The 11,614-nt window shown below is 56.2% G+C and carries 8 protein-coding genes; 4 read left to right on the top strand and 4 right to left on the bottom strand.

Annotated elements, in window-relative coordinates; translation table 11 throughout:
* Positions 1-554: 554 nt before the first annotated feature.
* Complete coding sequence (locus ACI514_RS09715; protein WP_048393611.1) at positions 555-1,610, top strand: tartrate dehydrogenase; 1,056 nt, start codon at positions 555-557, stop codon at positions 1,608-1,610.
* A 397-nt stretch (positions 1,611-2,007) separates the two neighbouring features.
* Here the strand turns inward: ACI514_RS09715 and ACI514_RS09720 are convergent, their stop codons facing one another.
* The 4 genes from ACI514_RS09720 to ACI514_RS09735 all read right to left on the bottom strand — a co-directional run bounded on the left by ACI514_RS09720 (position 2,008) and on the right by ACI514_RS09735 (position 6,732).
* Entirely contained in the window at positions 2,008-2,784 is a 777-nt protein-coding gene (locus ACI514_RS09720; protein ID WP_405123652.1) for a glucose 1-dehydrogenase, read from the bottom strand.
* A 103-nt stretch (positions 2,785-2,887) separates the two neighbouring features.
* A complete protein-coding gene (locus tag ACI514_RS09725) occupies positions 2,888-4,150 on the bottom strand; it encodes an ABC transporter permease subunit (RefSeq protein ID WP_405123653.1) in 1,263 nt (420 codons plus the stop codon).
* Positions 4,151-4,153: 3 nt separating this feature from the next.
* The gene (locus ACI514_RS09730; RefSeq protein ID WP_216641513.1) at positions 4,154-5,686 is read right to left on the bottom strand and encodes a sugar ABC transporter ATP-binding protein; all 1,533 of its coding nucleotides are present in this window, start codon (positions 5,684-5,686) and stop codon (positions 4,154-4,156) included.
* A 47-nt stretch (positions 5,687-5,733) separates the two neighbouring features.
* Positions 5,734-6,732, bottom strand: coding sequence for a sugar ABC transporter substrate-binding protein (locus tag ACI514_RS09735; protein ID WP_405123654.1), 999 nt, complete (start codon positions 6,730-6,732; stop codon positions 5,734-5,736).
* A gap of 647 nt (positions 6,733-7,379) precedes the next feature.
* On the opposite strand from ACI514_RS09735, the gene ACI514_RS09740 reads away from it, so the two are divergent.
* From ACI514_RS09740 to ACI514_RS09750, 3 genes are all read left to right on the top strand, one after another.
* Complete coding sequence (locus ACI514_RS09740) at positions 7,380-8,330, top strand: SMP-30/gluconolactonase/LRE family protein (RefSeq protein ID WP_405123655.1); 951 nt, start codon at positions 7,380-7,382, stop codon at positions 8,328-8,330.
* A 121-nt stretch (positions 8,331-8,451) separates the two neighbouring features.
* On the top strand, positions 8,452-10,089 hold the full coding sequence (locus tag ACI514_RS09745) for a GMC family oxidoreductase (RefSeq protein WP_405123656.1): 1,638 nt from the start codon (positions 8,452-8,454) through the stop codon (positions 10,087-10,089).
* A gap of 44 nt (positions 10,090-10,133) precedes the next feature.
* Positions 10,134-11,603, top strand: a complete 1,470-nt coding sequence (locus tag ACI514_RS09750) for an NAD-dependent succinate-semialdehyde dehydrogenase (protein WP_405123657.1) — start codon at positions 10,134-10,136, stop codon at positions 11,601-11,603.
* Positions 11,604-11,614 lie beyond the last annotated feature (11 nt).

Genomic DNA, 11,614 nt, shown 5'->3' on the forward strand with positions numbered 1-11,614 from the left:
TTGAGAACGCCAGGGATTGGCCCGGCGGGCGATGGGTCACTGCCTCATCGCGATTTGAGGTGGAATGATAGGCTGCTAAGGATGATCTGTAATGATCTGAAATCCGAAAGCACCTATGAATGCTGGCGAATAATTCAGCTGCGTAAAGGACGCATATTCAGCAATCAGTTCGGCTTCGATTTCCCTCTGTCGGAGTTCTAAAGATTGAAGCAGACGTTCCCTGTCTCTTTGATGGAAACACTGCGGCTCGTTCGTGTGAGAAGGCGAACGCCAACCCAGGCTTCCTTCTCTGGATGCTACGACTGAGCGCCGATTGAGTTATTCCTGTAATTCGCTTTGGGCATTTCGGTAGGTTGTTCAAAACACTTCCCGGATTGGGAGCACTTGCACCTACCGGAACACAGTTAAGATTCTGATTCATAACTCAAGGTTATGTATGTAGTGATTTTGAGTCGACTCTGCTTCTTTTCGCGCTCCATATAATTGGCTCACGACCCCGCCTGGCCAGTCCGGTATGGCGGGTTGCAAGAGCCAAAACAAGAGCGGAGATGAAAATGAGCGCGTACAAAATTGCTGCAGTTCCCGGTGATGGCATTGGTGTTGAAGTCATTGCAGCGGGCGTCGAGGTGCTCGAGGCACTGTCAAAAAAATCCGGTTTCGATTTGCAGTTCAAACACTTCGATTGGAATTCGGACAATTACCTGAAAAACGGTTACTACATCCCTGAGAACGGCCTTGAGGAATTGAAAACATTCGACGCCATCTTCTTTGGCGCTGTCGGTGCGCTTAATGTGCCTGACCACATTTCTCTCTGGGGCCTGCGCCTGCCGATTTGCCAGGGCTTTGACCAATACGCCAATGTGCGTCCAGCCCGTGTGTTGCCAGGGGTAAAAAGCCCGCTGATCAACGGCGACCAAATTGATTGGGTGGTGGTCCGGGAAAATTCCGAAGGCGAGTACTCCGGCAATGGCGGTCGTGTCCACCGTGGTCTGCCAGAAGAAGTGGCGACTGAAGTGTCTGTCTTCACGCGGGCCGGTGTTGAGCGTATCCATCGCTTTGCTTTCCAGCTGGCACAGAGCCGTCCACGCAAGCACCTGACGATGGTCACCAAGTCGAATGCCCAACGCCACGGTATGGTGTTGTGGGACGAGATTTTTTACGAAGTGGCCAAGGATTTTCCGGACGTAAAAATCGACAAAGAGTTGGTCGATGCGGTGACGACTCGCATGGTTCTCAAACCTTCGACCTTGGACGTCATCGTGGCGACCAATCTGCACGCCGACATCCTGTCCGATCTGGCTGCGGCGTTGTCCGGTAGCCTGGGCATCGCTCCGACGGCTAACCTTAATCCTTCACGCAAGTTTCCATCGATGTTCGAGCCGATCCATGGCTCTGCCTTCGACATCACTGGCAAAGGCGTGGCCAACCCGATTGCAACGTTCTGGACGGCAGCGATGATGCTCGAACATCTCGGTGAAGTGGACGCCGCAAACCGCTTGATGTCGGCCATCGAAGCGGTGACTGAAAGCGGCCTGCATACACCTGATCTCGGTGGTAAAGCCACTACTCGGCAGATCACCGACGCGGTACTTGAACTGATCAATCGCTGATTTCACTACTGGTAAAACTGCAGCCGGAAGCCAAGGGCGGATCATCGATCCGCCCTTGGCTTATCCGCAGTTTGATTTATATGCTGCAGTTTGATTTATATGCTCCTCGCTCAAGTCTCCACTCGCGTCCCTCTTCAGACAAAACGCAAATGCGAAGTCAGCCCGTGGCATCGACGAGTTCTATATCGGCAAAAACCGCTGGGACGCGTTGATAAGCTCAGAGATATATGCGGCGGTTTCGGTTTCGGTTTCGGTTTCGGACGAAACGGGGCGGGGACCAGGATCGGTTCGGGGCGGGCGTCATTTGGGTTCTGGCGAACGTGACGATGGGCCATGAATGGCGTCGCTGCCGAGTATGAGGCCCAGCAGCGAAATCTCAACGGGACGGTGTGTGGGCTCAGATTCCCGCAGTCTGACCACCGTCAATGACCATGGCATGGCCGGTGACGAAACCTGCCTGTTCGGAGCAGAGCCACAAGACGGTATTGGCAATTTCCTCGGGCCGACCCATGCGACCAATCGGTTCCTGTGCAATCACGCGAGCGCGGCCTTGTTCGGTATCACCGGTGAAGCGAGAAATCATGTCGGTATCGATAATTCCAGGGCACAGGGCATTCACTCGAATACCTTGGGAGGCATGTTCCAGAGCTGCGCATTTACTGATGGCGGTGACGCCATACTTTGAAGCGCAGTAAGCCGATTGCCCTTGGATCGCCAATACTCCGGCCCCAGAGGAGGTGTTAACGATCGCACCGCCTCCATTCGTCAGCATGATGTCAATCTGGTGCTTCATGCACAGATAGACGCTCTTCAGGTTGACCGCGAGCACGCGGTCCCAGAGGTCTTCGTCGATATCTTTGAGCTTGTTCACGGGCTGCTCGATGCCGGCGTTATTGAAAGCGCAGTCGAGCCCTCCAAAAGTCGCCACGGTTTTATCCAGAGCCGCTTTGATACCCTTGCTGCTCGTCACATCGCAGGGGATGGTGAGGACCCGACCACCAAACGCTTCGATGAGTGCGGCGGTTTCTTGTAGACCTTTTTCTGAAATGTCTACAGCCGTAACGCTGGCACCGGCTTTGGCGAATGCGATGGCCGTGGCGCGGCCGATGCCGCTACCGGCGCCGGTAACAAATGCAACTTTGCCGGTATAGGTCCCTGCGGTAGATGGGGTCATGGTGCTGTCCTCTTGATTTGTTTTTACTGAAGGGTTCGAGCAGAGATGGGGCCAGTGCCTCGCCTTCTGTTACAGCGGTGGGGCACCGGTCTCGGTCATAGGGTCACTTGGATTTGGCTTTGCTTCGGCTGTTGCCAACGGTGTATAGCGCGGCAGCACCAATGAGCACGATGCCCTCGATCAACCCCTGATAGTTCGCCCCCAGGTTCAAGATGTTGAAGCCGTTGGTGAGCGAGTAAAGCAGCAGTGCCCCAGCCAGGGTTTTAATCACACTGCCGGCGCCGCCAAACAGCGAAGTGCCGCCCAGAATTGCCGCCGCGATAACAGCCAATTCAGCACCACTCAGGGCTGCGGGATTGATGGAGCGCAGGCGGCTCGCAAAAAGGATCCCGGCAAAGCCTGCCGCGGCGCTGCACAACACGAAGGCAACCAACTTGTAACGTACAACATTGATACCGGAGAGGCGGGCGGCTTCGGCATTACCGCCGACGGCGTAAAGGCGACGGCCTACCATGGTGAAACTCAGCGTCACCCAAACGATGGTGGTGAAAATCGACATGTAGATGACCGGTTTCGGCAGCATGATTTTGCCTCCGGCACCCCAGCTCATTGCCAGCAGGCATAGGCCGCCCAGAGCCATTCCGAGCATGGCTGGTGTCAAGGGTCTCGACGCTTTTCGTGCCCGCACCGCTTGCAGGGCACTGATGCCCAGCAGTACCGCACCCAGGAGGATTGCAACCACGCCAGCGTCCAGGCGACCCGACTCGAACGCTTTCATGGCTTCGATGACTTCGGGTTTTTGCACAGACAGAGACTGGCCGTCAGTGAAAATCAAAACCGCGCCGCGTAGAGCAGTCATGGTGCCGAGGGTCACAATAAAAGCATTGATCCCCACGAATTGCACGATCGACCCGTTCAGCAAGCCGGCGCAAATGGCGACCGTCATTGAAAAGGCGCAGGCGGGCCAGAAACCCAACTGATCGGCGAAACCGATAAGAATCGCGGCCGAAAGCGCCGCGACCGACGCCACTGACAAATCGAAATTACCGCTGATCAATATGACCGTCATGGCCACGGCCATAATGGCGATGAGTGAGGACTGATAGACGATATTGGTAATGTTCAAAACGCTGAGGTAGTTGGATTTCCCCAGGTAAGTCGTGATGCACGACAGGCCAACCAGCAATAACAGCAATGCATAATAGACACCCATTTCACGCAGGCTGAAGAGGCGTCGCCAATCAACCTGACGATAGACAGGCGCGGGCGGCGGCGGTGTTACATTTTGACTGGCGAGCCGCACCGGTTCGATTTTTGGTTGAGTTGTTGTACTCATTGTTTTTATCTCTATAGCTAGATTGTCCATTGCTCAGTGACCTCTGCTTTCAGGAGTAACGCATTTACCGCCAGCGAGCAGGAGCAGTTCATGTTCCGATGTTTCATGGACGGGGCGCTCCGCGACGCAGCATCCATCGCGCATGACGATGATGCGATCACTGACGGCGAGCAGTTCTTCAAACTCTGACGACACGACGATGATGGCTTTGCCTTCTGCGGCAAGCCGACGGATCAGGAAGATGATCTCGGTCTTTGCACCGATATCGATGCCGGCGGTTGGCTCGTCCAAAAGAAGCACCTTGACGTCGCTGAATAACCACTTCGCGATCGTCACCTTTTGGGCATTACCGCCACTGAGTTCGCTGACGAGAATGTCAGGCGAACTGGCCTTGATGGAGAGTTGTTGGATGGCATCCCAGCCACGGTTCAGTTCACGTTGCTCGTTGGGAAGGCAATTGAATGCCGACACGGAATTCAAGGCGGGCAGGGAGGTGTTACGCCAGATCTCGAAATCCGGTACCAGGCCCTGCTTTATACGATCTTCCGGCACCAGGCCTATGCCTGCTTTCACGGAAGCCCCGGTGCTGCGCCCAATCTCCCGGCCATTGAGGATGACCTTGCCTGAGGCATGCGGGTCGGCGCCGAATGCTGCGTGCAGCAGTTCGCTTCGACCTGAGCCCAGCAGGCCCGCTATGCCTATGACCTCGCCTGCTGCGAGTTTCAGCGATATCGGGTGCAACTTGCCCGAGGACGAGACGTTCTGCAGTTCCAGCACAGTTCGGGATGGATCGGAGCAACTGCTACGTTGAGCCGTCGCACGCGCTTGTTTGGCAATGGGTTTGCCGACAATCGCTTCGGCCAAGAGATTTTCGTCCAGATCACAGGTGTTGGCTCGCATTGCTGCGACCCCGTCACGCAGGACCGTGACGCAGTCTGTCAGCGCTATGACTTCGTCCAGGAAGTGCGAGACGAAGAGAATCGCTTTGTTTTCTACTTTTGACAGGCGACGGACAGTGTCATAGACAATTTCCCGCTCCTCTGTCGCCAGGGAGGCAGTTGGCTCGTCCATGACAATTAAGTCCGCACCCGTGGCAAAGGCTTGATAAATCGCTGCCATCTGGCGCTGACCTATTGAGAGGTCGCACACCTTGCTATCGGCATCCAGTCTGTAACCGACGCGCTGGCAGAGCTCATCAAAGCGCTCGCGCATCGAATTGGGATAGCGCCACGTGCCGTTCTTTCCGAGAAAGACGTTTTCGATCACGGAGAGGGTGGGCACGAGCGGTATATGTTGGTGGATGGTGGCTACGCCCATGTCGTTGGCCACCTTTGGACTCGCCCACGTCACTGGCTTGCCGCGCCAGACAATTTCACCGCTCGTGGGAGCATTCGCGCCGGACAGGATCTTTATCAGGGTCGACTTGCCAGCGCCGTTGGCGCCAAGCAATCCGTGAACCTTGCCCCTCGCAATGTCGAGATCGACGCCGCGCAGTGCGACAGTCCCGTTTGGGTATTCTTTCGCAACCCCTTGGAGCCGCATGAGAAGCGTTTCTTGATGAGTCATCTCGATAATCCGTTTTTGTTCTTTGTTATCGGCTTATATAAAGCGGCTTACCACTTGTCGGGGCAGGCGTTGAGCGTGTCTTTGGTCAGCAATGGCAGGTCGTAGGTCACGTACTTGCCTTTCGGTGTTTCCGGATGGGTCACAGACTCATAAAGAGACTTGAAGAGAAGTTCGCCGAGCAGCTTGGGACGCACACAGACCGATGCATTGATTTCGCCAGCCGCGATCCCGGTAGACCCGACCTTGGAACCGCCCCCTGTTGCGACCAGGGCGATTTCTGAACCTTGGGCAGCCAAGGCGCGTGCGCAACCAATGGCCATGTCCTCGGCCTGACTAAAGATGAGGTCGAGGTCTGGGTGGGCGGTCAGCATGTTCTGGCAAACGCGCTCGCCCTGCTCAGGTGTCCAGTCGGTGGGCTGGGACGCAACAATTTCATATTTCGCGCCGGCTTTTTTCAGGCCCGTCTTGAAGCCCTCGGTGAGCTGCTTGACCACGGCGTAGCCAGGTACGCCTTCGACGACTGCAATTTTTGCGACACGATCTTTAGGCAACAGCGTCGCTGCGTGCTCACCGGCCACTTCGCCAGCGCGGATGTCATCGGTGGTAACCAAGGCAACAAGTTGTTCGTAGGGCTTGTTGATCGCCCGTTCCTGAGGGTCACCTACCATCACGGCAACCGCAGCCACGGGAATATCGTGATCTACGATCTTGTCGACGAAAGATTGCGACACCACCGAATCCAGGGGCAGAAAACCGATAGCGTCGACGCGCTGCGCGATCATGTCGTCGAGCGCATTGCCCTGCTTCTCGACGCTGCCTCGCGGGTCGATGATGACCGCTTTTACGCCGGCAGCTTTGGCTGCGGCTTCGAAGCCTTTAGCGGTCGCTACGTTGTAGGGATAGGCGAGGTTGCCTGGGACATAGCCGAAGGTCAGCTCGGCAGCGTTACTGACGGTGGCAGTCACTGCCAGGACGGCGGGGATCATGTGTTTGAAAAGCGCACGGATAGCGTGGTTTTGGCGCACGCTGAAATTCTTATTCGGCATTTATAGCTCCCTGAAACTTGTCGAAACGTTGTTGTTTTTGTGTTTTGCGTCAGGTCTTTCTTGGTTTTGCCTTGGTAAAGCACGCATTTCCAATCACGAAACTCAGAGGGCGAACCGCCGTGATGCGCACGACACATTCATCCGATCTGCAGGCGCTTTGCGTGAATACCTGCCCGACCGGTTGGAGGGTGGGTTTCTCGCTAGGCACATTCGAGTCAATTTTGCGTTGCTCAAAATCAACATATCCCTGATTGTGGGATTACGCAACAGATTTTGATTTGGTCATTTTCTGATTCGGGTCTACCGTCTGGCGCGGCACAGCGCCGTGCCGAATCGCTGCGCCATTGGAGCGCTCGCTATTTGTAAGGGGCGGTTGGCGTCGGGAGGCCTACAGTCATGCCCAACGATTAGGGTGCCAAGCCTTGGGAGCAGGCCACTCAATCATGTTTTTCGATCACACCGAAGCACGAGTGATGTGTGGCTTCAGGCGTCTCGACGGGCCTTTGAGGGCGATGACAATGAGCCGTCCACGATGCCAATAACCTACGCAGAACCCACCTGTTTGCAGGATTTACAGGCCAGCACTGGATGTCTATAAATTAATTAATCCCATTTATTGACACAATTTTTATTGTTCGATAGGGTTTGTGGCAGCAGGTGACTTTCATTGGGCTTCGCTCGGTGGTCTGCACAGATCGCATTCGCTCTACCGTTTTTCATCTAAAAATAAAAGAAAGGGCAGGCAGAACATGCAAGAGCTAAAGGCGCATCGCTTCGCTGATGATTTCGTCTTCCTTGAGGCTCCTCGGTGGTACGACGGTTGCCTGTGGGTGCCAGACGTCTTTGACTCGATTCTCTACCAAGTCGACGTGAGCGGGCGCCGGGTTGTGCTGAAAGACAATTTGCCACCGCGGCCTAATAGTCTCGGATTCCTGTCTGATGGAACTCCTCTTATCGTGTCATCCGTCGCTCGCCAGATATTGAAGCTGGTGGATGGAGAGTTGCTTGTACACGCTGACCTCTCGAAGTGGGCCACTGGTGATTTGAATGATTTCGCGGTGGCCGACAATGGCTGTCTCTATGTCGGCAATTTTGGCTATGACCTGTTCATGGGCGAAGAGAAGCGCGAAACCTCTCTCCATATCGTCGAGCTGGATGGCACCGTCAGCCACGGTAGCGATGGCGTCGAATTCCCCAATGGCGCGGTAATTCTTAATCATGGGCGAACGCTGGTGGTCGCAGAAACCTGGCGCGGCCGGCTGACGGCATTTGATCGTGCGCTGGATGGATCTCTGTCCAATCGCCGGCTATTTGCCGACATCGCAGGACGAGAGCCGGACGGTATGTGCGCCGATGCAGAAGGCGGCGTTTGGGTTTGCTCGTTCAATACAGGGGAAGTTTTGCGGGTCTTGGAAGGAGGGGAAATTACACATCATCTGCATTTCCCAGGTAGCGCCGTTGCTTGCGAACTGGGCGGGGATGACGGTCATACCCTTTTTATCACTACCTATGATGGCACGATCCCTGACCAGCAAGCGCGCAAGCGACTTGGGGCACTTAACCAAGTGCAGGTCGACATTCCTCGTGCTGGATCCTGAACAACGAAGCCAGATCGGCTGCTGATGACAACGGTTTGCGGTTAGGGCATCCCATGGTTGAGCCCGGGCAGGTATCGCCTGTTCGTTGCTACCAGGTTTGAAAGAGCGAGGAATAGGGTCAATGCAGATTTATGATTACATCGTCGTCGGTGCTGGATCTTCCGGCTGTCCGGTTGCGCGCGGCTTGTCTGACGACCCACAGAACAGCGTCCTGCTCATCGAGGCGGGTCCTGCGGCAGATCGTTTTTGGGTCAACACGCCCGCGGGAATGGGCAAGCTGTATTTTAACAAGCTGTTGAACTGGAACTTTCGCACCGCGCCGATGGACAAGCTCCAAGGGCGCGAAATGTACTGGCCTCGGGGCAAATTGCTCGGTGGGTCCAGCTCCATCAACGGCATGGTATTCATTCGCGGGCATCAGAAAGATTTTGATGGCTGGCGTGCCCTGGGCAACACAGGCTGGGGCTATGAAGATGTTTTGCCCTACTTCAAACAAATGGAGCATTTCGAGCGGGGCGGCGACCAATACCGGGGAGCGAATGGTCCGCTGTGGATCAGCGATCCGATCGTCAAGGAAAAGAGTAGCTACGACTTTATAGAGGCCGCGAACCGTATCGGCATCCCGGTGACCGAGGACATGAACGGCGCTGTGCACGATGGCGTGGGTTTCATGCAGCACAACATCCAGGACGGACAGCGGATGTCGACTTACCGGGCATTTATCGAGCCGGTCATTGAACGACCGAACCTGACGGTTCGAACCGGATGCGAACTACAGCGCGTTTTATTCGACGGACGCACCGCCGTCGGCGTAGAGGTTTTGAAGGGCGGTCGCTTGGAAAGGATCTATGCGGCGCGTGAGGTGATCTTGTCAGCGGGTTCACTGAAGACTCCGCAGATGCTCATGCTATCGGGTGTCGGCCCACGGGCTGAACTGGAAAAGCACGCGATACCTGTGGTCCTCGATTCCCCGGGGGTGGGGCAGAACCTGCAGGATCACTTCTATATCCACACAGGTTGGCGTTGCACCCCGGACAGCTCGTACAACGCCAACCTTGTCGGTCTGCGAAAGTACTGGGAAGGCTTCCGTTACCTGATGACCCGCAAAGGTTATCTTGCCCTCGGCTCCTCCCAGGTAGCGGCGTTCGTTAAAAGTAGCCCGGACGAGGACTATGCTGATCTCCAAATCAGCTTCAGGCCCATGACCTTTCAGTACTTTCCCGACGGCACGGTTGACGTTGAAAAGCATCCTGGGCTCGGGGTGTCGGTCTATCAGTTGCGTCCCAGCACCACGGGAACAGTGACGCTGCGTTCGACCAACCCGTCGGACCCGGCCGATTACACACCCAATTTCCTGAGCAGTGATTACGACGTCAATGCCGTGATCAGTGGTGTGCGCTGGATACGCAAAATCATGAACAGCGAGCCCATCAAATCCCGGGTGGTCGCCGAAGAACTACCGGGGCCCCACGTCCGTACGGATGAAGATATTTATAACTACCTGGTCGAAACCGGCAACTCGGCCCACCACCAGGGCGGCACCTGCAAGATGGGTAACGACGCCATGGCGGTGGTGGACGAACGACTGCGTGTCCGTGGTATCGAGCGACTGCGGGTGGTAGATGCTTCGATCATGCCATTCATCACGTCGGGCAACACCAATGCGCCGTCCATCATGATAGGTGTGAAAGCCGCCGACCTGATTCGTGAAGATGCGCTGGCGCGCCGCGCAAGCAGCTCCCTGGCCGAAACTAATTGAGCGAGTTGGTGAACACCGTGTCGCCACTTGCAGAGGAAAATCCCATGTCCACAGAAACTCAACGTCACGTCGCCGATGCTACGCATCCGCGTGTTGGCTTGTTCATCGATGGTGAATGGATTTTTGATCGCCCATCATGTTTCGAAGTCCGCAATCCGAGCACCGAAGCCGTGCTCACTACGGTACCCGGCGCCAACTCCGAAGATTTGAAGCGCGTATTGGTCGCTGCGGAGCGGGGATTCAAGGTATGGCGAGCGACGCCACCGGTTGAGCGCAACCTTATTATTGCTCGTGCCATCGCTGGCGTGCGTGAGCGCGCCGAGGAAATCGCACAGATCATTACCCGTGAGAATGGCAAGTTGATCGCAGATGCGCGGGCCGAAGTTGAACGCTCGGCGAGCTTCTTTGATTGGGACATGGCGCAGGCGTTACGTGCTTACGGAACCATTGTTCCGGGCGAAGCGCAGATGCAAAAGCTGATTCTACGCCAACCGATCGGGCCGGTAGCTGCCTTCACCCCTTGGAATGTGCCGCTTAGCGCGCCAGGTCGAAAAATCAGCGGCGCGTTATGTTCGGGTTGCTCGATTATCCTGAAGGCTCCAGAAGAAACGCCTGGGGCGGCTGTCGCCATGGTCCAATGTTTCGAGCAGGCCGGCTTGCCCAAGGGGGTCCTGAATCTGGTGTTCGGTAACCCCGCCGAGGTTTCCCTGGCGCTGATTGACTCTCCAGTGACTCGCATGGTCACGCTGACTGGCTCGGTCGGCGTGGGTAAACACCTCAGCGCCTTGGCGGGAGCCGCTATGAAACCGGTGCTGATGGAGCTTGGTGGTCATGCGCCGGTGATTGTTTGCGCTGGGGTTGATGCGACCGAAATCGGCAAGATGGCGCTCAAAAGCAAGATCCGTATCAATTCTCAGTGGTGTGCTGCGCCGGGACGTTTCCTGGTTCACGAAAGTCTTTACGAGGAATTTGTGGCTGGGTTCGTTGCAGCGGCGCAGCAGGTGCGTGTCGCTGATGGGCTAGACCTCAAGGCAGATATGGGCCCCGTCACCAGCGGCCGACGGTTGGCGGCAATGCAGCATTTCGTCGATGACGCGCTCGAGCGCGGTGGCAAGGCTGCCGTGGGTGGTCATCGCGTCGGTGATCGTGGCTACTTTTTTGCGCCAACGCTGCTGGTCGATACCCCACTCGATTGCGAAATCATGCGCGAAGAGCCGTTTGGTCCGGTCGCGGTGGCCGTTCCGTTCAAGACCCTTGATGAAGCGATCGAAATCTCCAACAGCCTGTCCGTGGGGCTAGCGGCATTCGCGTTCACCAATACGCTGGAAGAGGCCGAGCGGCTGAGTCGCGAGCTGGATCTGGGGGTTCTGTCGATCAACCATTTCGGTGCGCCGGATCCCGATACTCCGTTCGGAGGCATGAGGGACAGTGGGATTGGCCGAGAGGGGGGGCCGTGGAGTCTGGAATCCTACATGGTCAGCAAGACCGTGCTGCAGAAGACGGTCCGCGTCTGAGCAAGGGGCCC

This window comes from Pseudomonas sp. M20 (assembly GCF_045037865.1).
Taxonomy (GTDB): domain Bacteria; phylum Pseudomonadota; class Gammaproteobacteria; order Pseudomonadales; family Pseudomonadaceae; genus Aquipseudomonas.